This is a genomic window from Ancylobacter sp. GW821-FHT10E12, from assembly GCF_058809335.1.
This window is the reverse complement of sequence record NZ_JBXASN010000003.1, coordinates 94,151-120,535: the sequence shown is the minus strand read 5'-3', so window position 1 is coordinate 120,535 and position 26,385 is coordinate 94,151. Positions and strand designations below refer to the sequence as shown.

Sequence of the window (26,385 nt, the reverse complement as noted above, 5' to 3'; positions counted from 1 at the left end):
CCCGTCTGTCATGAATGCGCCGACCCTGAAGGGGTTGGCAGCCGGCCCTTGCGTCCGGCCCCGAGCTGCGCCGGCTGGAGATGGGCGAAGCTCTTGTCGGGCACGCCCCGCACCAAAGAAATGGAATCATTGACAATAGCTAGTAAATGCATGCGAGAGCATGTTCGGTCAGCGGTGCTTGGAGCGTAGAAATACTTTCTACTTGCTTGACGTGCTCGCCGCATTTGTGCCGCGCGTAAATTAGATATGACGGGATCTAAGCCTTCGCGACTAGCCAGCGAACATCGACGCCAACAGGCAACCGACGCTCCTGTGTGGCCTGCCGGTGTTGTAGCCGATCCTCCAAGCCTCGATGATCCCCTGCGCCTCGGTGGCCAGGACAAGGCGTGTTCATTAAGGGGCTTTGCGCCACTAAAGGACTTTCGCCAACGCGCAAGTTGCCACGGAGCATCGGGTTCTCGAAAGGATACGCGGCGCTGCCAGTTTAGGTGAGTCACGCCTCCATACGGTAGCCGGGTAGCCGTTCTTCCAAAAGACCCAAGATCTCGTCTCGAGCAGGGTCGCGCGAGCCCCGCACCCAAGCGGCCGCCAGAGGGAGAATGTTCAGCTCTTCGGCGCCGGTGAAGGAAACGGGGATATAGCGCACTCCTGAAACGTTCATGCGCGACGTCCATCGCGGCACCAGCGCCACTCCGAGCCCGGCGGCCACGAGCCCGACGATAGTCTGCTTCTCGCCGGCCACCTGCGCGATGGCCGGCCGTAGGCCCGCCTGTGCGAACAGCTTGATCGTGAGATCGTGGCTATGGGGACGGGATCGCCGGTCCGGGACGATGAGCGGCTCGTCCGCCAGATCCTCAACAGTGACGGCCCTGCGCCGTGCAAGGCGATGGTCGGTTCGCACCGCGACCACCACGCTTTCATGGAAAAGCGGCTGCACCTCGATCTGCCGGCCGAGCTGGGCAGGAGGGCGGATGAAGACAAGATCCAGGCGACCGGACAGCAGGCGGGGCAGCAAGCGGATGGTCTTGTCTTCGACCAGCTCGACGGTGACCTCGGGATGCTGGACGCGGAAATCATGTAGCAGGAGCGGGACCAGTCCCGCGGCCGCGGTGTCAACCGCACCGAGCCGCAACGTCGCCGCCTTGGTCCGGGTCCGCTCGCGGAAGCGCTGAGCCAGTTCATCGGAAGAGGCCAGCAGCGCACGCGCCTCAGGCACCAGTGCTGCGCCTTCCTCCGTCAAGGCGACGCTCCGCGTGGTCCGGGCGAACAGGTGACCGCCCAGCGATTCCTCAAGCAGTTGCACATGTCGACCGAGCGCTGACGGCATCAGTTCGAGCCGTCGGGCCGCACGGCCGAAATGCAGCTCCTCGGCGACGGCGAGAAAACATCGCAGCTGGTGGAGATCCACTCCCATCGCCTTCGGTTCGAAACATCCGGTATCCGCCACACTGCCATTATTCCAAATATTTGTACAATCCTGTGTGGATTGGAGTCGCCGGCACTTCCTCCTAGGGTCCTGCCCAATCGTGCAGCCACAAGCGCGAAGAACAATCTACCGAGGACCAAGGAGGCGACCGATGGCGAGCGAGCTCGAACGCCGCGTCATGCGCAAAGTGTCGTGGCGCATTATTCCCTTTATCATGCTGCTCTACTTCATCGCCTATCTCGACCGCGTGAACATCGGTTTCGCGGCGCTGGAGATGAACGCGGATCTTGGTTTCTCGCCCGCCGTGTTCGGCTTCGGCGCCGGGATTTTCTTCTGGGGCTACTTCCTGTTCGAAGTGCCCTCCAACATCGTCCTCGGCAAGGTCGGCGCGCGCCTCTGGATCGCGCGGGTGATGATCAGCTGGGGGCTCGTCTCCGGCACCATGGCCTTCGTGTGGAGCCCCACCAGCTTCTACGTGCTGCGGTTCCTGCTTGGCGCGGCGGAGGCCGGCTTCTTTCCCGGTATCATCCTCTATCTGAGCTACTGGTTTCCAGCGCACCGTCGCGCGGCGGTGACGTCGCTGTTCATGGCGGCGGCGCCCGTCTCGGTGGTGCTGGGTTCGCCGGTCTCGAGCGCGCTTCTGGAAATGCACGGCTTCGCCGGCCTGGCGGGCTGGCAGTGGATGTTCATCCTCGAAGCCGTCCCAGCGGTGCTGCTGGGCTTTGTCGTGTTCTTCTACATGACGGATCGCCCGGAGAAGGCGAAGTGGCTCGCCGATGACGAGCGTGCCTGGTTGGTTCAGACCATGCAGGCCGAACAGGCCAGCAAGGCGGCGAGCGCCCACCACAGCATTTGGCGCGGCCTCGCCGATATCCGCGTGTTGGCGCTCGCCATGATCTATTTCGGGACGTCGGCTGGGCTCTACACACTCGGCATCTGGGCGCCGCAGATTATCAAGAGCTTCGGGCTGGGCAATCTTCAGGTCGGCCTCATCAACGCGGTGCCACCGACCCTCGCGATCATCGCCATGTACTTCTGGGCCTGGAACTCCGACCGTACCCGCGAGCGGACCTGGCACGTCATCATCGCCTGCCTCGTGGCTGCCATCGGCCTTGCCTTCGCCGGCAGCGCCGCGACGGTTTTCAGCGTCGTGCTCGCGCTGACCTTCGTCAATATCGGCATCAGCTCGGCCAAGCCGCCGCTGTGGAGCATGCCCACACTGTTCCTCTCCGGCCCTGCCGCCGCCGCCGGCATCGCCACCATCAATTCGATCGGCAATCTCGGGGGCTTCGTCGGCCCCACCATGATCGGCTGGATCAAAACCGAGACCGGCAGCTACGCCGGGGGCCTCTACTTCGTCGGCGCGCTGCTGGTCCTGTCGGCATCGCTCACCTTCATCCTGTCTCGTTCGATCGCGCGTCCCGCCAGCGCCGGCGCGCTTCGCCCCTGAGCCACCTCATACCGAAATCTGGAGACCTATCATGAAGACCTACAAGATTGCCGCCATTCCCGGTGACGGCATCGGCGGCGAAGTCGTCTCCGCCGGCGTCGAGGTGCTCAACGCCCTGGCGAGCCGCGATGGCAACTTCTCATTCGCCGTCGACGAATTCGACTGGGGCGGCGAATACTACAAGAAGCACGGCCGGATGATGCCCGAGAACGGCCGCGATCTCATCCGCCATCACGACGCCATCCTGTTCGGCTCGGCCGGCCATCCCGAAATCCCGGACCACATCACCCTGTGGGGCCTGCGCCTCGCCATCTGCCAGCCCTTCGATCAATATGCCAACGTCCGTCCCACCCGCATCCTGCCCGGCATCACCTCGCCGCTGCGCCATGTGAACGGGAAGGAACTCGACTGGGTCATCGTTCGCGAGAACTCGGAAGGCGAATATGCCGGTGTCGGCGGGCGGGCGCACCAGGGCCACCCGATCGAAGTGGCGACGGATGTCGCGATGTTCACCCGCGCGGGCGTCGATCGCATCATTCGCTTCGCCTTCAAGCTCGCTCAATCCCGTCCGCGCAAGCATCTCACGGTGGTGACCAAGTCCAACGCCCAGCGCCACGCCATGGTGATGTGGGACGAGGTGGCCACCCAGGTCGCAGCCGATTTCCCCGACGTGACCTGGGACAAGAACCTGGTGGACGCCATGACGGTCCGTATGGTGATGAAGCCGGAGAGCCTTGACACCATCGTCGCCACCAATCTGCATGCCGACATCCTGTCGGATCTCGCCGCGGCGCTCGCCGGCTCGCTCGGCATCGCGCCGACCGCCAACCTCAATCCCGAAGGCACCTATCCCTCGATGTTCGAGCCGATCCACGGCTCGGCCTTCGACATTATCGGCAAGGGCATCGCCAACCCGGTCGGCACCTTCTGGTCGTCGGTGATGATGCTGGACCATCTCGGCGAGAAGCCGGCCGCGAACCGGCTGATGACCGCCATCGAGCGGGTGACCGGCGACCGGCGATTCCATACGCCGGATCTCGGCGGCACTGCGCGCACCGCGGACGTCACCGCCGGCGTCATCGACGCCATCCATGGCGCCAACGCCTGAGGCGGCCCTCATGTCCGCTCCGGCATCCGCTCCCTGGACAGACACCCGCGCGCGGACAGCGCTGCGCGCGATCTTCGACGCGGCCGTCGCCAGTGCTGCGCCGGCCTCCGTGCTGGCGCGGCACCTGCCGCAGCGCCCCAAGGGCCGCTGCGTGGTGGTGGGAGCGGGCAAGGCGTCCGCGGCCATGGCGGCGGCGCTCGACGCTGCCTGGCCCGATGTGGAGCTCTCTGGAGTGATCGTGACGCGCTATGGCCACGCGGTGCCAGCAGGACGGATCACTGTCTTGGAAGCAGCGCATCCGGTTCCGGATACCGCCAGCGTCGAGGCGACGCAGCAAAGCCTTGCGGCGGTGCGTGGCCTCGGGGCGGACGACCTGGTGCTGGCGCTGATCTCGGGCGGCGGGTCGGCACTGATGACGCTGCCGGCCGGCGAGATGACGCTCGCCGACAAGCAGCAGGTCAACAGGGCGTTGCTGCTCAGCGGCGCGACCATCGCGGAGATGAATGCCGTGCGCAAGCATCTCTCGGCGGTCAAGGGCGGCCGGCTCGCCCTCGCGGCCCGGCCCGCCCGCGTGGTCACGCTGGTGATCAGCGACGTCCCCGGCGACAATCCCGCCGTGATCGCCTCCGGCCCCACCGTGCCGGACGCCAGCACGCATGCCGAGGTCCGCGAGATCGTCGCCCGCCTGCGCCTCGACCTGCCGGAGGCCGCCCGCGCGGTTCTGGAAGCCGGCGAGGAGACCCCGAAGCCAAGCGAGCTTGCCGCTGACATCAGGATGATCGCGGCTCCGTCCCTCTCCCTCGACGCAGCAGCCGGGGTGGCCCGTGAATATGGGCTCTCGCCCGTCATCCTCGGCGACGCCCTGGAGGGCGAGGCGCACCAACTCGGCATTGCCATGGCCGGCATCGCCCGGTCGATCGGCGATCACGGTCATCCGGTGTGCGCTCCCGCCGTCCTGCTGTCGGGCGGCGAGACGACCGTCACCATCGGCAACGGGACGCACGGCAAGGGCGGACGCAATACCGAGTTCCTGCTGGGCCTCGCGGTCGCCGCCCAGGGGCGGCCGGGCATCTGGGCGCTCGCCGGCGACAGCGACGGCATTGACGGCTCGGAAGATGCCGCCGGCGCCGTCGTCGCTCCCGACACGCTCGAACGCGGGCGCAAGGCGGGCCTCGATGCCCGCCAGTATCTAAGTTCGCATGACAGCTACAGCTACTTCGAGGTGCTCGGCGATCTGGTTCGCACCGGACCGACCCTCACCAACGTCAACGACATCCGCGCCATTCTCGTGGCCTAAGGGGCGGCTCCGCCGAGCCGGAACACCGATGCATCGCAACCGCCGCGCCAAGATCGTCGCAACCATCGGGCCGGCCAGCGCCGCCCCCGACATGCTCAAGGCGCTGTTCCTCGCGGGCGTGGACACGTTCCGCATGAACTTCAGCCACGGCCGACAGGAGGATCACGCGCGCGTTCACACCGCGATCCGCGCTCTGGAGGTGGAAGTCAGACGGCCGATCGGCATATTGCAGGACCTGCAGGGGCCGAAGATCCGCGTGGGTACGATACGCGACGGCCGGATCGAGATCGCGACCGGCGACAAGGTGCGCTTCGTGCTGCAGGGTGCCGACGGCGGTCCCGATGCCATTCCGCTGCCGCATCCCGAGATCTTCGACGCCATCGCTCCCCGCAAGGAACTGCCGATCGACGACGGGCGCGTGCGCGTCAGCGGGGTCGGGTCGGATTTCATCGAAGCCGAGGTGCTGATCGGCGGCGTCATCTCCAACCGCAAGGGCGTCAATCTCCCGGGCACGGTGCTCAACCTGTCGCCCCTCACCGCGAAGGACCGCGCCGACCTCGCCTTCGGTCTCGAGCTCGGCGTCGACTGGGTCGCGCTCTCCTTCGTGCAGCGCCCCGGCGATCTGATCGAGGCGCGCGCCCTGATCGGCGACCGGGCCGGCATCATGTCGAAGATCGAGAAGCCGTCGGCGCTCGAGCATATGGACGACATTGTCCGCCTGTCCGACGCCGTGATGGTGGCGCGTGGCGACCTCGGCGTCGAGATACCCCACGAACAGGTGCCCGGACGCCAGAAGGAACTGGTGCGCGCCTGCCGTGCTGCCGCCAAGCCGGTCATCGTGGCTACGCAGATGCTGGATTCGATGATCAATGCCCCGACGCCCACCCGGGCCGAGGCCTCGGACGTCGCGACCGCCATCTATGACGGCGCCGATGCGGTGATGCTCTCGGCCGAGTCCGCGACGGGCCGCTATCCGGTGGAGGCGGTCGCGATGATGGACCGGATCATCCAGGCGACCGAACAGCACGGACTTTATCGCTCGCTGATTTCCGCCTCGTCGGCCGACGAGGAGCATTCCCCGCCGCACGCGGTCGCCGCCGCCGCCGCGGCTCTGGCCGAGACCATCGGCGCGGCGGCGATCCTCGGCTTCACCTCCAGTGGCACCACGGCCGCACGCATCGCCCGGCAGCGCCCGCCGCTGCCGATCGTCGCCATGACCCCCGACCTTTCGGTCGCCCGTCGGGCCACCCTTTTGTGGGGCGCGCACAGCGTGCTGTCGGCGGATGTCCAGAACTACGAGGACATGGTGGCCACCGCGGCCTCGACCCTGCTGCGCGAGGAACTGGCGAAGTCCGGCGATCTGGCGGTCGTCGTCGCCGGCGTGCCCTTCGGCCAGACGGGAACCACCAACAATCTGCGCGTCCTGCAGCTGTGATCCCAGCTGTGGGTGCTCGCACGCATCATCGTCTCGCAGTGCCGGCCCATGAACGAAAACGTCAAACGACGCCAAAAAGGGAGGATACGATGTTCCAACGCCTGATCGCGGCAGGTGCCGCACTCGCCATGCTGGTCGCTCCGGTGTTGCCGGCCGCTGCCCAGAATGCCTTTCCGACCAAACCGATCACGATACTGGTCCCCGCCGCGGCGGGCGGCCCCAGCGACACGGTGGCCCGGCTCGTCGCGCAGGCCATGAGCGCCAAGCTCGGCCAGCAGGTGCTCATCGAGAACAAGGGCGGGGCAGGCGGCTCGCTCGGCGCCGGCCAGGTCGCCAAGGCGGCGCCCGACGGCTACACACTGCTGCTCTATCACATCGGCGTCGCCACCTTCGCGGCGCTCTATCCGGCGCTGCCCTACAAGCCGGCGGAGTTCACCTCCATCGGCCTCGTCACCGAAGTGCCGATGGCGCTGGTCGGGCGCGCCGACCTGGAGGCCAACACTGCCGGCGAGCTTCTCGCGCTCATGAAGGCGCCCGGCACGTCGCTGACCATCGGGACGGCGGGTGTCGGAGCGGTGTCGCACCTTTGCGCGCTCATGCTCGAGAATGCCACCGGCGCCAAGCTGACCAAGGTGCCCTATCCCGGCGCCGGCCCCGCCATGACCGACCTGATCGGCAAGCGGATCGACCTGATGTGCGACCAGACCACCAACACCACCAACCAGATCAAGGCCGGCGAGATCAAGCCGTTCGCCGTCACCACCCGTGAGCGCATCGCCGTGTTGCCGGACCTGCCGACACTGCAGGAGAGCGGCCTGAAGGGGTTCGAGATCACCGCCTGGCACGCGCTCTGGGCACCGAAGGGCACGCCGGAGGCGGTGCGGCTCAAGCTGTCGGAAGCGCTCAAGACGGCGCTGAAGGACCCGATCGTCATCGAGCGCTTCGCCGCCCTCGGCACGGTGCCGGTCGGCGACCCCCTGGCGACGCCGGCGGCGCTCGACAAGCATTTCTCGGGTGAGATCGACCGGCTCGGCAAGCTGCTGACTTCCAGCAACTAACGACCGCGGTTCCGGGCCGAGGCGCGCCACGCGCGCCCCGGTGTCCGGCGGGTGACCTCGTCCCCGTCGCCACAAAGCCGCTCGCCTCACATCGCCAACGGACCGGCAAAAAATACCGGCCGACATCCCCGTTCCGGGAGGACGCCATGCAAGACGCCATCACGCATCGATCACGTCACGACCTCTATGTCGGCGCCATCTTCATGGTGCTGGCCGCCTTCTTCGGCTACGAGGCACGCAACTACGACATGGGATCCGGCGGCCAGGTCGGTCCGGGCCTGTTCCCCCTCGTGCTCAGCCTCCTGCTCTTCGGCTTTGGCGTAGCGATCGCCCTGCAATATTGGCGTTCGCATGCGGAAGCGCGGATCACCCCGGTCCCCTGGCGGGGCATCGTGCTGATCTGCCTGTCGCTGTTCCTGTTCGGCTATGCCGGCGACCGTCTCGGGCTGGTGCCGATCGTCTTCATCTGCACCGCCGTCACGGCGCTCTCTTCCACACAGAATTCCCTGCTCTCCTCAGCGCTGATCGCCGCGGCGATGAGCCTCTTGTGCTTCGTCGTCTTCAAGCTCGGGCTCGGCGTGAACATGCCGAGTGTCGGGCCGGTCTTCGGCATCTAGGAGGCGAGCATGGATCTGATAGCGAATCTGGCGCTCGGCTTTGAGACCGCCCTCTCGCCGCTCAACATCGTATGGTGCTTCGTCGGCGTGCTGCTCGGCACCCTTGTCGGCGTGCTGCCGGGCATCGGCCCGACCGCGACCATCGCCATGCTGCTGCCGATCACCTTCACCTTCTCGCCGGTCACCGCGCTGATCATGCTCTCCGGCATCTATTACGGCGCCCAGTATGGCGGCTCCACCACTGCCATATTGATCAACCTGCCGGGCGAGAGCTCTTCCGCCGTCACCGCCGTCGACGGCTATCAGATGGCGCGTCGCGGCCGTGCGGGGCAGGCGCTCGCCACCGCCGCTCTCGGCTCCTTTTTCGCCGGCAGCGTCGCGACGCTGCTGCTCGCGATCGCGGCGCCTCCACTCGCCGCGGTCGCCATCCGCTTTGGTTCGCCGGAGTATTTTGCGCTGATCGTGCTCGGCCTGCTGGTCTCGATCTCGCTCGCCCACGGCTCGGTGCTCAAGGCGCTCGGCATGATCGTGCTGGGCCTGCTGCTCGCCATGGTCGGGCAGGACGTCTACACCGGCACGCCGCGCTTCACCTTCGACCAGATGGAGCTCTTCGGCGGCATCAACTTCGTCTCCATCGCCGTCGGCGTGTTCGGCGTCGCCGAGATCTTCCGCAATCTGGAGGACGAGCGCGGCCGCGAGGTCGGCATCAAGCACGTGACCAACCTTTGGCTCAGCCGCCAGGAGTTCAAGCAGATCGCCGCGCCCGTCGTCCGCGGCACGGTGCTCGGCTCGCTGCTCGGCATCTTGCCCGGCGGCGGCCACGTGCTGGCGTCGTTCGCCAGCTACGCTGTCGAGAAAAACGTATCCAAGCATCCCGAGCAGTTCGGACATGGCGCGATCGAGGGCGTGGCCGGACCGGAAAGTGCCAACAACGCTGCGGCGCAGACCTCGTTCATACCGTTGCTCACCCTCGGCATACCGGCTCACCCGGTGATGGCGCTGATCGTCGGCGCCTTCATCCTGCAGGGCATCGTTCCGGGCCCGAAGGTGATCTCCACGCAGCCCGCGCTGTTCTGGGGCATCATCGCCTCCATGTGGATCGGCAACGTGATGCTGGTGGTGCTGAACCTGCCGCTGATCGGCGTCTGGGTGCGGCTGCTGTCGGTGCCCTATCGGGTGCTGTTCCCGGCCATCGTCACCTTCGCCGCCATCGGCTGCTACTCGATCAACAACAATCCCTTCGATGTCTACGCGATCGTCATGTTCGGCGTGCTCGGCTATGTGCTGATCCGCTTCGGCTGCGAGCCGGCGCCGCTGCTGCTCGGCTTCGTGCTCGGCGGCCTGCTCGAAGAGCATCTGCGCCGGGCGCTGATCATCGCCCATGGGGATCCGATGGTGTTCGTGACCAATCCGATCTCGGCGACGCTACTCGGCATCGGCGTGCTCTGCGTGCTGGTCGCGACCTTGCCGTCGATCCGCGGCAAGCGGAAGGAAGTGTTCGTCGAGGACGATTGAGGCTGGGCCAAGAGCGGTCTCGTACCGGCGCAGCCGCCTAACTTCGTCATCTCGCTGCCCAGAGCTGTTCGAGGCCGCACGCATCGAGAGCGCAACCAAAGCCTGCGGCACATCCGCTGCTTCGGCCTGCGCTGGCGTGACTTGCGTGCTGATTCACCTTCGTCTGGACAGCTTGTTCGGTCGCATCGGGATCATCACCGGCGCGTGTGTGCCGATCGCCCGCTTGCGGCCGCCACGCCGGTGAACCGTCAGCCGCTCCTCACGGTAGAGCCGGAACAGCCGCTTGTGGTTGACCAGGAGCCCTCCCGCCTGAGCAGGACGTGGAGACGTCGGTGGCCAAACCGCCGCCGTTCCTGGGCGATGGCCTCATGCGCTCGCGCATCAGGCCATCATCCCCGCGGGTGGACTTGTATCTCAGGGTCATGCGGCAGAAGCCGGTGGCTTTACACGCCCGCCGTTCACTCATCCCATGGGCATCCATGAGGTGGGCGACAGCTCCGCCCGCGCAACCTCGTGCACTTCCGCAACGGGACCATTGTGGGCTCTATTAGCTCGCTTGGCCGGTACTTGGTGTCAGCAGCTCTGGCATGCCGAGCGCCAGGAGCGGTCATTGGCGGCATGCGAAAAAGCGGACGCATTGGGGTGGTCAGATTTCTCGAGAACCATCGGCCGCCAGAGACCCAATACAAGGACAAACGGACAACGGCCCCACGAGACAGCTACTTTCACACGCGCACTTCGCACGACCTGACGACATGGAGTCATTGAGGCAAGAACGCCGTGCAAGTCTCGTGATTTTCGCAAGTCGCAAAACTTGGGAGTTTCGCGACAGCACTCAATCGAGGTTTCGTGCCTCAGTGTTGATCCAACCACAAAACTGCCGAACCACTCTCGACTCAGACCGGCGCTGATAACGATATGACCCGATCTCAACCGGCTCATATCCGGGCAAGGTGAACCGTCCCGGGTTCGCCGGCGGCCGTTTGGTTTGAGTCAGGCTGCGATGGCTGGCTCGTCCAGCATCGCGTACTGGCGTTCCTCGGCTTCGACCGGCGGGATGTTGCCGATAGGCTCCAGCAGCCGGCGACTGTTGAACCAATCGACCCAGGTCTGCGTCGCGAACTCCACGGCCTCGAAGGATCGCCATGACCCGCGTCGATGGATCACCTCGGCCTTGTCGAGTCCGTCGATCGTCTCGGCGAGAGCGTTGTCATAGCTGGCGCCCACGCTGCCGACGGAGGGCTGGATGCCCGCTTCGGCAAGGCGCTCGGTGTAGCGGATGCTTACAGACTGAGAGCCACGGTCGCCATGCTGCACCAGCCCACCGCGGTGCACAGGGCGGCGCTCGTGCAGGGCCTGCTCCCATGCGTCGAGCACGAAGCTGGCATGAGCCGTTTGGCTCACCCGCCAGCCGACGATCCGCCGGGCATAGGCATCGATCACGAAGGCGACGTGGACGAAGCCCGACCAGGTCGAAACGTAGGTAAAGTCCGAGATCCAGAGCCGGTTCGGCGCTGGCGCGTGGAACACCCGGTTGACATAGTCCAGCGGGTACGGCGCGGCCTTGTCCTGGACGGTCGTGCGGAGGGGCTTACCGCGAATGCCACCGTGCAGGCCGAGGTCGACCATCAGACGTTCGACCGTGCACCGGGCAACGTCAACCCCCTCGCGCACCATCTGCCGCCAGACCTTGCGGGCGCCGTAGACCTCGAAGTTCTCTCCGGATACGCGCTCGATCTGAGGCTTCGGTTCCAGGTCTCGCTTCTCCCGAGCCGAGAGCTTCCTCGGATCGCTCCGCTTGGCGACATGCTCATGCTAGGTTGACGGGGCGATCGAGGTGATCGCCGCCAGCGCGACGGATGCTCGGCTTCGTGGTCCAGCATCATCCGCACCGCGCGGGCGCGCACCTCAGGCGAGAACTTGTTCGTCGTCTTGCTCGTCATAAGCCCCATCCTCTCAGGAGTTGGGGCTTCCGACAAACCCAGGGCGGTTCACCGGAGCGGCGACGGTGGAACGGGCCAATCCCAGCCGGGAGGCGATTTCCGCGCCGGTCAGGCGATAGTCCCGCCGTAGCCGGGCCGCCAGATCCCGCCAGAACTGGCATGCCCTATCGTCTGCGGCGTGCGGCCGGGAGGAGCGGTTCTGAAGGCCGGCCGATCCTTCCGCCCGCCAACGCGCGAACCATTTGCCGGCGGTGCACTCGCTGACGGTAAAGCCGGCCGCCACCTCGGCAACGGGCCGGCCTTCCTCGACGATCCGGCGAACCATCTCGGCTCGACCAAGCGCTGTCGTTCGCGCATTCTGATGCCGGTTGTTCATCCTCGCGTCCTGCGGTGTTGCGTGTGGCAACGATCACCTTCAGGCTCTCGCGGGCGATGAACAACCTCTCCAGAAGTCACAGCTAGCTGCCGCTCTGTCAGCCGAATGCGGCCCGCAATCGCGGCAGGACGTGCGTGGCGTAAAGACGGATGAAGCGTGCCTGGTCGGAACCCGGTGCGTGGAATACCAGATGGCGGAAGCCCATCTCGACATAGGGCCGGATGCGCTCGACATGTTCATCTGGGTCAACGGAGACGATCCAACGGCTTGCTGCCCGCTCGATCGGCAACGCGTCGGCGAGGCGCTCCATCTCGACGGGATCCTCGACCGACATCTTTTCCTCTGGAGTAAGCGCGAGCGCCGCCCAGTGCCGGGTGTCGGCCAATGCCCGGTCGATATTCGTGTCAAAGGAGACTTTCATCTCGATCATCCGATCGATCGAGTCAGCTGGTCGGCTCACCACCTCCAGGCCAGCTTCGAGGTTGGGCAGCAGCGTCTCGGTATAGAGCTCCGGCTTTTTGCCGGAGGTGCAGATGAAGCCATCGCCGACGCGGCCGGCATATTTGGCGATCATCGGTCCGGCGCCGGCGATATAGATCGGCACGGGTTCGTCGGGGCGGTCGTAGATGGTGGCGCTGGCGGTGCGGTAATAGGTGCCCTGGAAGGTCACCCGCTCCTCGTTCCACAGGCGGCGGATGAGATCGACGGCCTCGCGCAGGCGAGCGAAGCGCTCCTTCGACTCCGGCCACTCGAAGCCGGTGGCTGGCACTTCATTGAGCGACTCACCCGTACCGATGCCTAGGATCAGGCGGCCGGGGAACAGCGCGCCCATGGTGCCGAAGGCTTGGGCGACGATGGAGGGGTGGTAGCGGAACGTCGGGGTGAGCACGCTGGTGCCGAGCCGGATGCGCGAGGTACGTGCGCCTGCCGCCGCCAGCCACGACAGCGAGAACGGCGCATGCCCGTCCGTGTGCTTCCAGGGCTGGAAATGATCGCTGATCATCACCGAGTCGAAGCCGGCATGTTCCGCCAGCACGGCGAAGTCGAGCAGGTCGCGCGGGCCAAACTGCTCGGCGGAAGCCTTGTAGCCGAAGCTCAGCATGTGTCAGCCTCGCGAATGATGATCTGGTCGGTGCGGTCGAGCACGAAGCCCTGTCCCGGCAGGACCAGCGTGGTGGTGGTCGGCTCCTCGATCAGCGCCGGGCCGAGCGTTTCCTGCCCGACCAGCAGGTCGTCGCGCCAATAGACCGGACAATCGAGCCAGCCGCCGGCGGCGCCGAGATAGAGCGGGCGCCGGCGCACCGGGCGGTTGCGGCCGCTCCCGGCGGCGGCGCGGATCTGCACCGGCACCGTCTCGACGGATATTTCGGCCTGCAGGTGAATATTGGTCAGCTCCACCGGAACGTCCGGCAGGTCGAAGGTGAAGGCCTTGCGATGGGCGGCGTGCATGCGGCGCAGGATCTCCTCCGGCGGCGCATCGGGCGGGCATTCGAAGGCGACGCTGTGCTCCTGGTTGCGGTAGCGCGCCTCCATGACTTGCACCAGCGCCAGCGTGGTGGCATCGGCAACCTCGAAATACTCGGCCGCTTCGGTCTCCATCTCGGCGAACAGCACCGCGAGGCGCCCTCCCAGCGTCGTGTCCACCGGGGCGAGCAGCATGCGCCGCACATCGATGCGCGGACGCGCCGCCAGCATGCCCCAGGCGGAGAAGATGCCCGGCTGGCTGGGGATGACGCAGGCGCGCACCTTCATCTCGCGGGCGAGATGCGCCGCCAGCATCGGCCCGGCGCCGCCGGAGACGATGAAGGCGAAGTCGCGCGGATCGTGGCCGCGCTGCACGGTGATCAGCTTCAACGCGCTGATCATGCTCTCCTCGGCGATCTCGATGATGGCCTCGGCGGCCGCCTCGACGCTCATGTCGAGCCGCATGGCGACGGCGCCCACCGCCGTGCGGGCCGCCTTCACGTCGAGGGCGAGCCGGCCTTCGGCGAAGCGCGCGGGGTCGAGGATGCCGACCACCAGCTTGGCGTCGGTCACGGTCGGCTCGGTGCCGCCGCGGCCATAGCAGGCCGGGCCGGGGGTGGAGCCGGCGCTGCGCGGGCCGACCCGCAACCGCCCGCTCGGGTCGAACCAGGCGATGGAGCCGCCGCCGGCGCCCACCTCGACGATGTCGACCACCGGCACCTGGATCGTGTAGCCCGGCGAGGTGCGGGTGCGCTCCAGCCGGTACTCAGGCACGACGGTGGGCCGGCCGTCCTTGATGATCGAGCATTTCGCGGTGGTGCCGCCGACATCGAGATAGATCACGTCCCGCTCGCCCAGCGCGACGCCGATCCGCGCCGCCCCGGCGACGCCGCCGGCAGGGCCGGATTCGATCAGGGTGAGCGGCGCCCGCCCGGCCTGGTCGAAACGGGCGATGCCGCCATTCGACTGCATGGCGTAGTAGGGGCAGGACAGGCCGTTCTCGTCGAGCGAGCGGCCGAGATTGCCGAAATAGTGCCGGACGATCGGCTGCACATAGGCATTGAGCGCCACGGTGTTGGAACGCTCATATTCGCGCCATTGCCGCGACAATTCATGGCTGGCGCAGATTTGCACGCCGGGCAGCGCCTCGCGCAAGATCTCGGCGCAGCGCTTCTCATGCGCCGGGTCGGCATAGGAATGCAGCAGCACGATGCCGATCGCCTCCACGCCCTCGGCGCGGCAGGCCTCGGCGCAGGCGAGTACGTCCGCTTCCGCCAGCGGCGCGATCACGCGGCCGGTGGCGTCGAGCCGCTCGCGCACCTCGAAGCGCAGATGGCGCGGCACGAAGGGCGGCGGCGTCATCGAGCGCAGATTGTAGAGGTCCGGCCGGTTGCCGCGCCCGATGGCCAGCACGTCGCGAAAGCCCTTGGTCGTCAGCAGCGCGGTGCGGACGCCGGCGCGCTCGGTAATGGCGTTGATGACGGTGGTGCCGCCATGGACGAAGAAGCCGATGGCGTCGGTCGGCATGTCCTGGCGGGTGCGGGCGTCGGTCACGGCATCAATGACGCCGCGCGACTGGTCGTCCACGGTCGTCAGCACCTTCGCGGTGTAGATGCGGCCACTGGCGTCGTCATAGCCGATCAGGTCGGTGAAGGTGCCGCCGACATCGGTCGCAAGCCGGATCATCGGGAAGCCCCGCTTTCAGTCGGATCGCCGGGGGCGGTGAAGCCGTAGAGCTTCAGCGCCTCCTCGGGGGAGAGGAAACCGTCGCGCACATCCTGCGCGACGGCGGCCGGATCGCGCTTGGCGGCCGGCCCCCAGCCCCCCCCGCCGCCGGTGCGGATGCGCACGATATCGGTGCGGGCGAGGCTGACCGGCGGCGAGCGGGTAAGCGCCACGCGCTCGCCCGAGCCGCGCAGCACGTCGAGGGCGTTGCAACGGCCGTCCTGCCCGCCATCCATGGCCCAGGGAGCGGTGCGGGTGCGGCCGATGCCGCAATGCACCTGCGCATCGTCGGAGAGGATCTCGTAATCGCGCACCAGCCCGTAGCCGCCGCGGAACTGTCCTGCTCCCACCCCGTCATCGACATTGTAGGCATATTGCCGGACCAGCAGCGGGAATTTGGCCTCGATCACCTCGACGGAATAATTGTAGGTGTCGCCATCGGTCAGCGCGATCAGGCCGCTCGCCCCGTCGCGGTCGCGGCAGGCGCCCCAGCCGCCATGCTCGGGCTCGACATGCACGAAGGCCTGCCCCGCCGCGTCGCGGCCGGAAATATAGGTGGCGCACAGGCTGGTATAGGAGCCTGCCGACATGCGTTCGGGCACCAGCCCGGCAATCGCCTTCCACACCAGTTCGGAGGCGTGCACCGAGCCTTCATAATACCAGCCGGTCGGCGAGGGCTTCTCGGCGGTGAACAGGGTGCCGTCGTCGGCGATCACGTTCAGCGGCGCGAACCAGCCCTCGTTCGAAGGCTCCTGCGGCGCCACCAGCGCCTTGAACACCGTCTTCACCGCCGAGAGCAGCGCGCCGCGCGAGCAGTTGATCGGGCCGGGCCGGGCGGCCGGGCAGCCGCGATAATCGACCTCGATCGTGTCGCCGGCAATGGTCACCGCCACCATGACGTCGATGGGGTCCTCCGAGGCGCCGTCGCCGTCGATGATGTCGCAGGCGCGGTAGACGCCGTCCGGCAGCGCGGCGATCACCGCGCGGGCGCGCGCCTCGCTGTCGGCGAGCAGCCGCCGGACCGACGCTTCCAGCGTGTCCACGCCGTATTTGCCGACGATCTCCAACAGCCGCGCCTCGGCGACGCGCACGGTGGCGATCTGGGCGTTGAGGTCGCCGATCGCGAGTTCCGGCAGGCGCACATTCTCGGAAATCACCCGCACCATGTCCGGCAGCAGCATGTCGGCGCGCGCGATGCGCACGCCGGGCAGGCGCAACCCCTCCTGGAACACCGAATTGGCGTTGGGCGGCAGGCTGCCCGGCACCGCGCCGCCGACATCGAGCCAATGCGCCACGTTGATCGCGAAGGCGATCAGCGCGCCCTCGACGAAGACCGGCCGCACGATGGCGAAGTCGCAGGCATGGGTGCCGCCGCTATAGGGATCGTTGGTGATCAATATGTCGCCGGGCGCGAGATCGTCGCCGAAGCGCGCCATCAGCGAGCGCACCTGGGTCGAGAAGGTGCCGGTGAACAGGGTGATGCCGTTGGCCTGGGCAATCAGCGACCCGTCGGGAGCGCAGATGCCGCAGGCGAAATCGAGCACCTCGTAGATCACCGGGCTCATGCTGGTGCGGGCCATCACGATGGCCATCTCGTCCACCGTCGACAGCAGCTTGCCCTGGATGATCTCATGGGTAACGGCGTTGAGCCCGGCGGACTGGGCACGCCGTTCGGTAACGGTCGCAGTCACCGCGTTTCCTGTCGTTTTTCAGATGGAATGAGGGGGCGCTGCCGCCCGCGAGCCCCGCCGCCATGGGCGCCCGGGGGCCGGGTGGCGCGTCGCGCGGGGGCGCCTCAGGCGCGCCAGGGGCCGCAATTGAACATCGCCTCGGTGTCCTCGTAGGCGTCCCAGACCGCGATCTTGCCGTCGCGGATGTGGAACACCCAGCACCATTTGGCGGTGTATTCCTTGCCGGTGATCTTGGAGGCGCCGACCTCGGTCCCGGTCACGGCCACCTTGTCGCCGTCCACAACCCAGGTGTTGTGGGTGTGGGCGCGGATTTCCAGCGCCGCCGGCATGATCTGGAAATACTCGCGGATGGTCTCGATCCCGGTCCAGCGGCCGGCCCATGGCAGGGCGCTGGTGCCGGGCATGTCGATCACGCCGTCATCGGCGAAATGGGCGACGATGCCGGCCGCGTCGCCGCGGGCAAGGTAGTCGAGATAGCTGCGGACAACGCTTTCGGCAGAGATGTCGGACATGAGCGGAAGATCCCGTTCTCGCATTCGGGTGACACGTCGGGGTCACGACCTGATGCAGGCTAGCAAGAGGGCCTGTCGGCCTGCCAATGCTGATGGAGGGTCCGGCCATCATCGGCAGGCATGGATGGCCGCGCGCCGCTGGGGCCGCGCGCGTGCCGCCGGGTGTCTCACGACTGGCGCTTGTGCGCGCCGCCGGCCTCGCCGGCCTCGCGCTTGAACGGCCAGAGGATTTCCCGGTTCCGGCACAGGCCGTCGGGCCGGAAGATCAGGATCAGCAGCATGACGAGGCCCAGCCCCACCTCGGCCGAATTGCTCGGCAGATTGGCGCCGAACACCGTCACGTCGGTCTCCAGCTTGCGCAGGGCATCGATCAATACCGAAATCGCAATGGTGCCGACCACCGCGCCGCACAGCGACTGCCGCCCGCCGACGACCAGCATGGCCAGCGTGACGAAGGCCATGTCGAGATAGAAGGTCGAGACGGTGAGCATGCCGAGAAACTGCGCCATCAGCCCGCCGGCAATGCCGGCCATCACCGCGCTCAGCACGAAGGCGATGAGCCGGTGGCGGATCACGTGGACGCCGGAGGCGAGTGCCGCGACCTCGTCGTCGCGCGCCGCTCGTGCCGAGGTGCCGGTGCGCGAGCGGGCATGAAGGAACGCCACCAGCATCGCCAGCAGGGCGAAGGCCAGCGCCGACCATACCGTGGTGGCGGTCGGGATGCCGATCACCGCCCGCGGCCCGCCGGTCCATCCGTCCCAGTGCAGATAGACCGAATGCACCACGATGAAGAAGGCGAAGGTGCCGATCGAGGCGGCGATGCCGACGAGGCGCATCAGCACCAGCCCGGTGAACAGCGCCACCGCGCCGGCCAGCGCGCCGCCGAGCAGCACCGCGAGCAGCGGGTCGTTGTCCATCGTCATCAGGAAGCCGGGCAGTCCCGGCATGAACATCGCCCGGTTGTCGACGCAGCAGGTCTGCCACGCCGTGCCATAGGCGCCGATGATGACGAAGCCGATATGGCCGAAGGAGATGATGCCGGTATTGCCGACGAACACGTAGAGCCCGACGACGATGGTCAGCCTTATCAGCCCTTCCACCAGCGCCTCGCTGAAGCTGTCGCCGCCCCATGCCTGGATGAGAACGGTGATGGCGACGGTCAGCGCCGCCATCAGCACCAATGGCCACGCGGCGCGCAGCATGCCCGTATCGGACGCGCGCCGGCGATCGGCGAGGGAGAGATCGCTCATCAGACGCGTTCCTTCATGGCGGGAGACGACAGCAGGCCCTGCGGGCGCACGACCAGGATCAGGATGACGCAGGCGAACACGATGGCGTCGCGAAAGCCGCTGAGTTCCTGCGGCAGGAAGGCCTGCAGCAGCACGCTCATCACGCCGACCAGATAGCCGCCGACCACGGTGCCGAGCAGGCTGCCCATGCCGCCGATCACGGTGGAGATGAAGCCGAACAGCATCAGCGGCACGCCCATCTCGTAGTCGAGCACGCCGGTCTGCACGACGAGGATCAGCGAGGACGCCGCCGCGATCACGCCGCTGATGGCGAAGGCGGCGCCGATCACCCGGTTGCCGCGCACCCCGAGCATGCGCGCCATCTGGAAGTCCTCGGCCGCCGCCCGCATCTGCAGGCCGAGCGAGGTGCGGTTGAGGAACAGCAGCAGGCTGACGAGGAACAGAGCCGTCAGCCCGATGATGAAGAATTGCAGGCGCGGGATGCTGATGCCCTCGGCCAGCGTCACCCCCTCCATCAGCCCGCTCCACAGGCCCACCGCCTTGGGGCGGCTGCCATTGATCATGATGATGAGGTTCTGCAGCGTGTAGCCGAGCGCGAAGGAGGCGATCATCAGCGTCGCCGGCGAGGCGCTGCGCAGGCGGCGGAACACCAGCGCCTCCGACAGGATGGCGACCGCGACCACGATGGCGGTGATCAGCGGAATGATCAGCAGCGTCGGCAGGCCGCCGATGCCCAGATCGGCCATGGCGGAGGTGGAAGGCACGATCAGCGCGAAGGCGCCGATGGTGATGAAGGCGCCATAGGCGAAGTTCACCAGCCGCAGCACGCCGAAGATCAGCCCGATGCCGAGCGCGGCAAGGGCATAGAGGCTGCCGAGGCTGAGCGCCGTGATGATGATCTGGATGAATTGGCTGATCATGCCGCGTCCCTCGGGGGATGGTCGGTGAAGCCGAAATAGGCGTTGCGGATGGTTTGCTCGTCGGCGGGAAGGCCGGGATCGCCCTCGGCCTGCCGTTCGCCGCTGCGCATCACATAGAGGCGGTTGGCGGATGCCAGCGCCCGTTCCAGTTTCTGCTCGACGATGAGCAGCGTCATGCCCTGCGTGCGGTTGAGGTCGAGCAGCATCTCGTAGACCTGGTCGACGATGAGCGGGGCGAGGCCCAGCGAGGGCTCGTCGACGATCATGAGCTTCGGCCGGCTCAGCAGCGCACGGGCGATGACCAGCATCTGCTGCTCGCCGCCGGAGAGCTTGCCGGCCGGCTGGCGGCGGCGTTCGGCGAGGCGGGGAAAGCGCTCGAACAGCTCGGCCATTTCCCGTCGCGCCTGCGCCTTGTCCCGGCGCAGGCACAGCCCGACCAGCAGGTTCTCCTCCACCGTCATGGTGGTGAAGGTGTGACGCCCCTCGCGCACATGGGCGATGCCGAGCCGGGCGATGTCTTCCGGCGCGGTGCCGTCGATGCGCGCGCCGTCATAGACGATGGCGCCGCGCGTGGGCCGCAGCACGCCGGAGACGGTGAGCAGGGTCGTGGTCTTGCCGGCGCCGTTGGGGCCGACGATGGAGACCACCTCGCCGGTCTCGATGGTGAGGGCGAGGTCGCGGACGGCGGCGAGCCGGCCGTAATGGACGCTGATGCCGTCGAGCTCAAGCCTCATGGCGGCGCTCCTCTCCGAAATAGGCCCGCACCACCGCGGGATTGGCGCGCACCGCCTCCGGCGTGCCGGTGGCGATGGTGCGGCCGGTGTCGAGCACATGCATGCGCTTGCAGACGGCGACGACCATGCGCACGTTGTGCTCGATGAGCATCACGGCGGCGCCGAAGCGGCGAGGGATCTCGTGCACCAGCTCGATCAGCCGGTCGCACTCGACATCCGACATACCGGCCGCCGGCTCGTCCATCAGCAGGAAGGCCGGCGAGCCGGCCAGCGCGCGGGCGATGCCGACGCGCCGCTCGTCGGAATAGGGCAGCGCGCCGGTGGTCAGCGCGGCCTTGTCGGCAAGGCCGATCCACTCGATCAGTTCGTCGGCCTGCTGGCGGGCCTCGCGCCGCGTCGCGCCGGTCGAAAAGGCGGCAAGCTCGACATTTTCCCGCACCGTCATGGTCTGGAACAGCCGCCCGGCCTGGAAGGTGCGCGACACGCCGCGGCGGCGCATCTCGTAAGGTTTCAGCCCGCCCACCGACCTTCCGTCGAGCAGGATCTCCCCGGTGCTGAGCGGCTGGAAGCCGGTGACGACATTTACCAGCGTGGTCTTGCCGGCGCCGTTCGGGCCGATGAGGCCGAGGATCTCCCCGGGCTCCAGCGTCTCGCTGACACCCTCCAGGGCGACCAGCCCGTCGAACACGACGCTGGCGGAGCGGATTTCCAGTTTCTGCGCAATTGGCATGGGAGTTGGCATAACGAATTCCCTTTTCTGTCAGGGACTTATTCGCCCGGAGGGGCAGGAGCCTGCTTGGGCCGGCATGAAAGTTGCTTGATCGGGTCGTCCTATGAGGAGGCCGCAGGGATGCATATCGAGATCCGGCACATCAAAGCGTTCCTCGCCGTCGCGTCGGAGCTGCATTTCGGCAAGGCGGCGAACCGGCTGAACATTGCCCAGCCCGCCCTGAGCCGGACCATCCAGGGCCTCGAAGCCTTGCTGGAGGTCCGCCTGCTGGAGCGCAGCACCCGCAGCGTGCAGCTCACCGCGGCGGGACAGGTTTTCCGCGACAATTGCGTGCAGTTCATGCAGCAGATGACCGAAGGCGTTCAGGCCGCCCAGCGCGTCGGGCGCGGCGACATGGGCTCGCTGTCGATCGGCTATGTCGACGTCGCCCTGCTCGGCGCGCTGCCGGCCATCGTGCGCCGCTTCAAGAAGCGCCATCCCGGCGCCAAGCTGGAACTCGCCCCGCTGCCGCCGGAGGACATCGTCCGCCTGCTCGCCGAGCGCCGCATCGATTGCGGCTTCATCCTCGGCCCGGTGCGCGACGCGCGCTTCGACCTGCGCTGCGTGCAGTCGGACCCGGCGGTGGTGGTGATGCCGGTCTCGCACCGGCTGACGCTGAAATCGAAGATCACCCTCGCCGACCTCTCCCGCGAACGCTTCGTCATGCTGGCGCAGGAGGGTTGGAGCGCGCACCGGCAGGAGATCCAGCATCTCTGCGTCAAGGCCGGCTTCATCCCGCAGGTCAGCCAGGACGTGCAGAACACCGAGGCGATGATGGCCTTCGTCGCCGCCGAGACCGGCATCGGCATCTGTCCGGCGAGCGTGCAGAGCACCACCCGCGGCGGCGTGGTCGCCCGACCGCTGGTCGATACGCCGCTCAGCTTCGATCTCCACTGCGCCTGGCACAAGGAGAACGCCACGCCGGTTCTCGCCGAATTCGCCGCCACCGTCAGCGCCTATACGGCCGAGCAGCGCGGGGAGCGCGCCGATCCGACGCGGCGCGGCGGCCGCGCGGGCGCTCATGACGTCGCTCCCGCCACGGCCGGGATGAGGTGGAGCAGCCCGAGCTCGTCCAGATAGAAGCGCTGGCCGGGCAGCACCACGGTGGTCGAGGACGGCTCCTCGATCAGCGCCGGCCCCGCCAGCTCGAGATTCGTCGGCAGGCCGTCGCGGGCGAAGACACGGATCTTCTGCCGGCCGAATTCGCTCAGATCGACCATCCGTTCCTGCGCCGCTCGCTCCGGCGGCGCCGTATCGGCCGCGGGCGGCGGGGCGAGTTCCGGCGGCGCGGTGCGCAGCGTCGCCACCAGCCGGCAGGTGACGAACTCGATCTCGTGACCGTCGAGCCGGAAAGAGAAGGCGTTCTCGTGCTCGTCGGCGAAGCGCTCGGCGAGGTCCGGTGCCGTGGCGCCAAGCGGGTCGACGCGCAGGGTCAGGCAGCTGTGCTGGCCGACATAGCGAGCGTCGATCAGGTGGTCGAACAGCAGATCGCCGGCGGCGAGCGGGCCGGACGCCGCGAAATAGTCCCGCGCCTGCTCCTCCAACTCGCCGAACACCCGCGCCAGCAAGCCGCTCTCGAAGGCCGAGGCGGCCACCGGCTGCGTCTTGACGAAGTCGCGGCGCGGCGCGGTCACCAGCATGCCGAAGGCGGAGACATAGCCGGGATGGCGCGGGATGATCACTTCGCGCACGCCGAGCTCTTCAGCGAGACGCGCCGCGTGCAGCGGGCCGCCGCCGCCGCCCGCCACCATCACGAAATCGCGCGGATCGTGGCCGCGCTGTACGGAAACCAGGCGCAGCGCATCGATCATCGCCGCATCGGCGATCCGCCGCATGGACGAGGCCACCTGCTGCGGATCCAGCCCTAGCGGCCGGCTCAGTCGTTCCATCGCCGCGATCGCTCGTTCGGACACAAGATGGATGCGCCCCTCGGCGAAATAATCCGGGCGGATCAGCCCGGCGATCAGGTCGGCATCGGTCAGGGTCGGCTCGACGCCGCCGCGGTCGTAGCAGGCGGGGGCCGGGTCGGCGCCGGCGCTGCGCGGGCCGACCTGCAGCACGCCGCCCTCATCGATCCAGCCGATGGAGCCGCCGCCGGTGCCGATCTCGACGATGTCGACCACCGGGATGCGCACCGGATAGCCGGTGCTGGTGCGCGTGCGCTCGATCCAGCATTCGCCGGCAATCTTCGGCTGAAAATCGGCGATCACCGCGCATTTGGCGGTGGTGCCGCCAATGTCGAGATAGATCACCTTGGCTTCGCCGCAGGTCTCGGCGATGAAGGCGGCCGCATTCATGCCGCCCGACGTGCCGGATTCGATCAGCGTCACCGGGTGCGCCATCGCCTGCGCGAAGGTCGCGATGCCGCCATTGGACTGCATCGCATAGAGCGGGCAGGCAAAGCCCGAGCCGCGCAGCGCCTGCTCGATCGCGGCGAATTGCCGCCGCACCACCGGCTGGAGATAGGCGTTGAACACCGTCGTGCTGGCGCGCTCGAACTCGCCCCATTCCCGGCAGATCTCATGCGAGGCGGTCACCGCCACCTCCGGCAGCGCCCCGCGCAGGAAGGCGGCCGCCTCCGCCTCGTGGCGCGGCTCGCGATAGCTGTGCAGGAACTGGATGGCGATCGCTTCCACCCCATCCTGCCGGCACGCGCGCGCGACGGCGTCGAGATCCTCTTCGCGCAGCGTCTCCAGCACCTCGCCATCGGCGGCGATACGCTCGCGCACCTCGTGGCAGCGCGCGCGGGGGACGAAGGGCTCGGGCTTGCGGTAGCGGAAATTATAGAGGTCGGGCCGGTTGCCGCGGCCGATCTCCAATATGTCGCGGAAGCCGGCGGTGGTGACGAAGGCGGTGCGGGCGCCGCGGCGCTGCAGAATGGTGTTGATGGCGACCGTGCTGCCGAGCACCAGATGGGTCACCTCCTCCGGCCGCGCCCCGACATTGGCGATCGCCTCCAGCACGCTTTCGGAACCGGCGGTCGGCCGGCTCAACGATTTGGCGGTGCGGATGGCGCCTGTCTCCTCGTCGAGGAAGACGACATCGGTGAAGGTGCCGCCGATATCGATGGTCAGCGGACCCATTGCGTGCCGCCCCCTGCTCCATCGCCATGGCCATCGCCCGCCCGCAACCGGGCGGTCGCCGCCTCGTCCAGCACGAAGCCGCCGTCCTGCTCGCGCACCGCGACGCCGTAGAGATCCGCCGCCGTCGCCGCGTCGAGATGGCCATTGGCGAGATCGGCGAGCACGGCGGCGGGATCACGCGCGAAGGGCTCGCCGAAGCCGCCGCCATTTCCGGTGGCGATCCGTACCTTGTCGCCGCGCCGCAGCGTGCGGAAGCTGGCGCGCGAGCCGCGCACGATCGTGCCGCCGGTCTCGACTTCGAAATAATTGGCGCTGCCGGGCTCGCCGCCGCCGATCGCCCACGGCCCCTCGGCGGAGCGTCCGAGGCTGGTGAAGAAAAACAGGTCGTCGGCCAGCATCTCGTAGCTGCGCACGACCCCGAAGCCGCCGCGGAAGGTACCGGACCCAGGCCGGGCCTCCTGGTTCAGCGCATAGGCGGTGACGCGGATCGGGTAGCCGGCCTCCAGCATCTCGACCGGGTGGTTATAGGTATCGCCATCGGCGGGAGCGATCAGCGCGCTCGCCCCGTCGGCCTGCGCCGATCCGCCCCAGCCGCCGACATGCGGCTCGACCAGCACGAAATCGGTGCCGCCATCGGCATCGCGCCCGCCGAAATAGGCGACGCACAGGCTGGTATAGCTGCCCGCCCCCAGCCGCTCCGGCACCGCCTGGGCGAGCGCCTTGCACACGAGGTCCATTACGCAGGAGGCCGCCTCGTAGCACCAGCCGGTGGGCGCCGGGCTGCGGGCGGTGACGATGGTGCCCTCCGGCGCCACCACTTTCAGCGGCCGGAACCAGCCATCGTTCAGCGCCGCGCCGGGCCGCAGCACCGCCATCAGCGCCGCCTTGGCCGCCGCCTCCAGCGCGCCGCGGGTGCAGTTCAGCGGCACCGGCTGCTGCGGGCCGCATCCGGTGAAGTCGGCGGTGATCTCGTTGCCGCTGATGCCGATGCGAACCTGGATCGGCACACGTCCGCCGGGCTCGCCGCTCACCTCGATGGCGCCGCGGGCGTTGAACACGCCTTTCGGCAGCGCCGCCACCGCCGCGCGGCACAGCCTCTCGCCGAGGTCGAGGACGCGCTCGAAGCTCTCCGCCAGCAGGTCGAGCCCATAGGCGGCATGCATCTCGCGCACCCGTGCCTCGGCGAGGCGGACCACGGCGAGCTGGCAGGCGAGGTCCGCCCGCGTCGTCTCCGGCAGCCGGACATTGCCGAAGATCATGTCGACCAGGTCCTCCTGCAGCATCCCCTCGCGCACGATGCGCAGATTGGGCAGGCGCAGGCCCTCCTCGAAGATCTCCACCGCATCGGGTGACAGCGAGCCGGCCACCTTGCCGCCGAGGTCGCTCCAGTGCGCGGTGGCCGTGGTGAAGCAGACCAGTTCGCCCTCGACGAAGACCGGCTTCACCAGCGTCACGTCGGCGGTGTGGGTGTTGCCGTCATAGGGATTGTTGGTGATGAAGATGTCGCCCGGCCGCATCGTGGCGGCGAACTTGCGGCGCAGCGCGCCGAGCTGGCCGGATATGGTGCCGGTGAGTACGGTGATGCCGTTGTTCTGGGCCACCAGCCGCCCGTCGGCGTCGCAGATGCAGCAGGCGAAATCGAGGATCTCCTTCACCACCGGGCTAGTGCTGGTGCGCACCAGCACGGCGGCCATCTCGTCGGTTACGGCGCGCAGCTTGGCGACGATGATGTCGAGATCGATCCGCCGCATCGCATCGGCCGCGAGCCGGGCCGGGTCGGGCCGGGCGCTTCGCCGCCCGCCGCGCCCGGTATTCGCCGCCGGAGGCGCGTCGCTGGAGACGAGCCTGATGCCGTGGCTCTGGTCGTTCGGATCCCGGATCACGACGGATTGCTCCTTCACCTGTGGAAAGGCCTCCTGGGGAGGCGGAACGTCCGGGAATTGGAGCAGCCTGCCCTCCCATGCGTCCAATGCCGTTTGGACACGGATCCCTGGCGCGGGTGCCCGCCGTGC

Annotated in this window: 21 protein-coding genes and 2 pseudogenes; 8 read left to right on the top strand and 15 right to left on the bottom strand. The window is 67.8% G+C overall.

All coding sequences use genetic code 11. The features are described 5' to 3' along the window. Positions 1 to 270: 270 nt before the first annotated feature. Entirely contained in the window at positions 271 to 378 is a 108-nt protein-coding gene (locus AC1RU4_RS04800; protein WP_492890116.1) for an integrase core domain-containing protein, read from the bottom strand. Positions 379 to 493: 115 nt separating this feature from the next. Next, positions 494 to 1,408 carry a LysR family transcriptional regulator gene (locus tag AC1RU4_RS04795; RefSeq protein WP_492889887.1) on the bottom strand — a complete coding sequence of 305 codons (915 nt, stop codon included), beginning with the start codon at positions 1,406 to 1,408 and terminating at the stop codon, positions 494 to 496. 169 nt (positions 1,409 to 1,577) lie between these two features. Here AC1RU4_RS04795 and AC1RU4_RS04790 point away from each other — a divergent pair, with 169 nt between their 5' ends. The 7 genes from AC1RU4_RS04790 to AC1RU4_RS04760 all read left to right on the top strand — a co-directional run bounded on the left by AC1RU4_RS04790 (position 1,578) and on the right by AC1RU4_RS04760 (position 9,906). Continuing rightward, positions 1,578 to 2,876 (top strand): MFS transporter, encoded by a 1,299-nt coding sequence (locus AC1RU4_RS04790; protein WP_492889886.1) that lies wholly within the window; start codon positions 1,578 to 1,580, stop codon positions 2,874 to 2,876. A gap of 31 nt (positions 2,877 to 2,907) precedes the next feature. After that, positions 2,908 to 3,984: a tartrate dehydrogenase gene (locus AC1RU4_RS04785; protein WP_492889885.1), complete on the top strand. Its 1,077-nt coding sequence runs from the start codon at positions 2,908 to 2,910 to the stop codon at positions 3,982 to 3,984. A 10-nt stretch (positions 3,985 to 3,994) separates the two neighbouring features. After that, positions 3,995 to 5,281, top strand: coding sequence for a glycerate kinase type-2 family protein (locus AC1RU4_RS04780; protein WP_492889884.1), 1,287 nt, complete (start codon positions 3,995 to 3,997; stop codon positions 5,279 to 5,281). A 28-nt stretch (positions 5,282 to 5,309) separates the two neighbouring features. Beyond that, a complete protein-coding gene (gene pyk, locus AC1RU4_RS04775; RefSeq protein ID WP_492889883.1) occupies positions 5,310 to 6,716 on the top strand; it encodes a pyruvate kinase in 1,407 nt (468 codons plus the stop codon). 89 nt (positions 6,717 to 6,805) lie between these two features. Continuing rightward, positions 6,806 to 7,774: a tripartite tricarboxylate transporter substrate-binding protein gene (locus AC1RU4_RS04770; RefSeq protein ID WP_492889882.1), complete on the top strand. Its 969-nt coding sequence runs from the start codon at positions 6,806 to 6,808 to the stop codon at positions 7,772 to 7,774. 146 nt (positions 7,775 to 7,920) lie between these two features. Further along, positions 7,921 to 8,391: a tripartite tricarboxylate transporter TctB family protein gene (locus AC1RU4_RS04765; protein ID WP_492889881.1), complete on the top strand. Its 471-nt coding sequence runs from the start codon at positions 7,921 to 7,923 to the stop codon at positions 8,389 to 8,391. A 9-nt stretch (positions 8,392 to 8,400) separates the two neighbouring features. Beyond that, complete coding sequence (locus AC1RU4_RS04760; protein WP_492889880.1) at positions 8,401 to 9,906, top strand: tripartite tricarboxylate transporter permease; 1,506 nt, start codon at positions 8,401 to 8,403, stop codon at positions 9,904 to 9,906. Between the two features lie 174 nt (positions 9,907 to 10,080). On the opposite strand, the pseudogene AC1RU4_RS04755 reads toward AC1RU4_RS04760, so the two are convergent. From AC1RU4_RS04755 to AC1RU4_RS04705, 11 genes and pseudogenes are all read right to left on the bottom strand, one after another. Then, positions 10,081 to 10,402: pseudogene (locus AC1RU4_RS04755) on the bottom strand (IS3 family transposase); the annotation flags it as partial. Positions 10,403 to 10,899: 497 nt separating this feature from the next. Continuing rightward, a pseudogene (locus tag AC1RU4_RS04750) lies at positions 10,900 to 11,742 on the bottom strand (IS3 family transposase); the annotation flags it as partial. A gap of 120 nt (positions 11,743 to 11,862) precedes the next feature. After that, positions 11,863 to 12,225 (bottom strand): leucine zipper domain-containing protein, encoded by a 363-nt coding sequence (locus AC1RU4_RS04745; protein WP_492889879.1) that lies wholly within the window; start codon positions 12,223 to 12,225, stop codon positions 11,863 to 11,865. A 97-nt stretch (positions 12,226 to 12,322) separates the two neighbouring features. After that, positions 12,323 to 13,327 (bottom strand): glucose-6-phosphate dehydrogenase (coenzyme-F420), encoded by a 1,005-nt coding sequence (gene fgd / locus AC1RU4_RS04740; protein ID WP_492889878.1) that lies wholly within the window; start codon positions 13,325 to 13,327, stop codon positions 12,323 to 12,325. After that, positions 13,321 to 15,375: a hydantoinase/oxoprolinase family protein gene (locus AC1RU4_RS04735; RefSeq protein WP_492889877.1), complete on the bottom strand. Its 2,055-nt coding sequence runs from the start codon at positions 15,373 to 15,375 to the stop codon at positions 13,321 to 13,323. Before AC1RU4_RS04735 ends, fgd begins: the two co-directional genes overlap by 7 nt. Next, positions 15,372 to 17,105 (bottom strand): hydantoinase B/oxoprolinase family protein, encoded by a 1,734-nt coding sequence (locus tag AC1RU4_RS04730; RefSeq protein WP_492889876.1) that lies wholly within the window; start codon positions 17,103 to 17,105, stop codon positions 15,372 to 15,374. The genes AC1RU4_RS04735 and AC1RU4_RS04730 overlap by 4 nt, the downstream gene beginning before the upstream one ends. 104 nt (positions 17,106 to 17,209) lie before the next feature. Continuing rightward, a complete protein-coding gene (locus tag AC1RU4_RS04725) occupies positions 17,210 to 17,617 on the bottom strand; it encodes a nuclear transport factor 2 family protein (RefSeq protein ID WP_492889875.1) in 408 nt (135 codons plus the stop codon). A 167-nt stretch (positions 17,618 to 17,784) separates the two neighbouring features. After that, on the bottom strand, positions 17,785 to 18,867 hold the full coding sequence (locus AC1RU4_RS04720; RefSeq protein ID WP_492889874.1) for a branched-chain amino acid ABC transporter permease: 1,083 nt from the start codon (positions 18,865 to 18,867) through the stop codon (positions 17,785 to 17,787). After that, positions 18,867 to 19,787 carry a branched-chain amino acid ABC transporter permease gene (locus AC1RU4_RS04715; RefSeq protein ID WP_492889873.1) on the bottom strand — a complete coding sequence of 307 codons (921 nt, stop codon included), beginning with the start codon at positions 19,785 to 19,787 and terminating at the stop codon, positions 18,867 to 18,869. Before AC1RU4_RS04715 ends, AC1RU4_RS04720 begins: the two co-directional genes overlap by 1 nt. Continuing rightward, positions 19,784 to 20,521 (bottom strand): ABC transporter ATP-binding protein, encoded by a 738-nt coding sequence (locus AC1RU4_RS04710; protein ID WP_492889872.1) that lies wholly within the window; start codon positions 20,519 to 20,521, stop codon positions 19,784 to 19,786. The genes AC1RU4_RS04715 and AC1RU4_RS04710 overlap by 4 nt, the downstream gene beginning before the upstream one ends. Beyond that, entirely contained in the window at positions 20,511 to 21,263 is a 753-nt protein-coding gene (locus AC1RU4_RS04705; RefSeq protein ID WP_492889871.1) for an ABC transporter ATP-binding protein, read from the bottom strand. The genes AC1RU4_RS04710 and AC1RU4_RS04705 overlap by 11 nt, the downstream gene beginning before the upstream one ends. A gap of 108 nt (positions 21,264 to 21,371) precedes the next feature. Here AC1RU4_RS04705 and AC1RU4_RS04700 point away from each other — a divergent pair, with 108 nt between their 5' ends. After that, positions 21,372 to 22,370, top strand: a complete 999-nt coding sequence (locus AC1RU4_RS04700; protein WP_492889870.1) for a LysR family transcriptional regulator — start codon at positions 21,372 to 21,374, stop codon at positions 22,368 to 22,370. Here the strand turns inward: AC1RU4_RS04700 and AC1RU4_RS04695 are convergent. Then, positions 22,310 to 24,373, bottom strand: coding sequence for a hydantoinase/oxoprolinase family protein (locus AC1RU4_RS04695; protein WP_492889869.1), 2,064 nt, complete (start codon positions 24,371 to 24,373; stop codon positions 22,310 to 22,312). The genes AC1RU4_RS04700 and AC1RU4_RS04695 overlap by 61 nt on opposite strands. Further along, positions 24,361 to 26,256, bottom strand: a complete 1,896-nt coding sequence (locus AC1RU4_RS04690) for a hydantoinase B/oxoprolinase family protein (RefSeq protein ID WP_492889868.1) — start codon at positions 26,254 to 26,256, stop codon at positions 24,361 to 24,363. Before AC1RU4_RS04690 ends, AC1RU4_RS04695 begins: the two co-directional genes overlap by 13 nt. Between the last annotated feature and the right edge of the window lie 129 nt (positions 26,257 to 26,385).

Bases quoted from the DNA above. Each gene is read 5' to 3' on its own strand.
- AC1RU4_RS04790 (WP_492889886.1), top strand. From the start codon at position 1,578: ATGGCGAGCGAGCTCGAACGCCGCGTCATGCGCAAAGTGTCGTGGCGC.
- AC1RU4_RS04785 (WP_492889885.1), top strand. From the start codon at position 2,908: ATGAAGACCTACAAGATTGCCGCCATTCCCGGTGACGGCATCGGCGGC.
- AC1RU4_RS04780 (WP_492889884.1), top strand. From the start codon at position 3,995: ATGTCCGCTCCGGCATCCGCTCCCTGGACAGACACCCGCGCGCGGACA.
- pyk (WP_492889883.1), top strand. From the start codon at position 5,310: ATGCATCGCAACCGCCGCGCCAAGATCGTCGCAACCATCGGGCCGGCC.
- AC1RU4_RS04770 (WP_492889882.1), top strand. From the start codon at position 6,806: ATGTTCCAACGCCTGATCGCGGCAGGTGCCGCACTCGCCATGCTGGTC.
- AC1RU4_RS04765 (WP_492889881.1), top strand. From the start codon at position 7,921: ATGCAAGACGCCATCACGCATCGATCACGTCACGACCTCTATGTCGGC.
- AC1RU4_RS04760 (WP_492889880.1), top strand. From the start codon at position 8,401: ATGGATCTGATAGCGAATCTGGCGCTCGGCTTTGAGACCGCCCTCTCG.
- AC1RU4_RS04745 (WP_492889879.1), bottom strand. From the start codon at position 12,225: ATGAACAACCGGCATCAGAATGCGCGAACGACAGCGCTTGGTCGAGCC.
- fgd (WP_492889878.1), bottom strand. From the start codon at position 13,327: ATGCTGAGCTTCGGCTACAAGGCTTCCGCCGAGCAGTTTGGCCCGCGC.
- AC1RU4_RS04735 (WP_492889877.1), bottom strand. From the start codon at position 15,375: ATGATCCGGCTTGCGACCGATGTCGGCGGCACCTTCACCGACCTGATC.
- AC1RU4_RS04725 (WP_492889875.1), bottom strand. From the start codon at position 17,617: ATGTCCGACATCTCTGCCGAAAGCGTTGTCCGCAGCTATCTCGACTAC.
- AC1RU4_RS04720 (WP_492889874.1), bottom strand. From the start codon at position 18,867: ATGAGCGATCTCTCCCTCGCCGATCGCCGGCGCGCGTCCGATACGGGC.
- AC1RU4_RS04715 (WP_492889873.1), bottom strand. From the start codon at position 19,787: ATGATCAGCCAATTCATCCAGATCATCATCACGGCGCTCAGCCTCGGC.
- AC1RU4_RS04710 (WP_492889872.1), bottom strand. From the start codon at position 20,521: ATGAGGCTTGAGCTCGACGGCATCAGCGTCCATTACGGCCGGCTCGCC.
- AC1RU4_RS04705 (WP_492889871.1), bottom strand. From the start codon at position 21,263: ATGCCAACTCCCATGCCAATTGCGCAGAAACTGGAAATCCGCTCCGCC.
- AC1RU4_RS04700 (WP_492889870.1), top strand. From the start codon at position 21,372: ATGCATATCGAGATCCGGCACATCAAAGCGTTCCTCGCCGTCGCGTCG.
- AC1RU4_RS04695 (WP_492889869.1), bottom strand. From the start codon at position 24,373: ATGGGTCCGCTGACCATCGATATCGGCGGCACCTTCACCGATGTCGTC.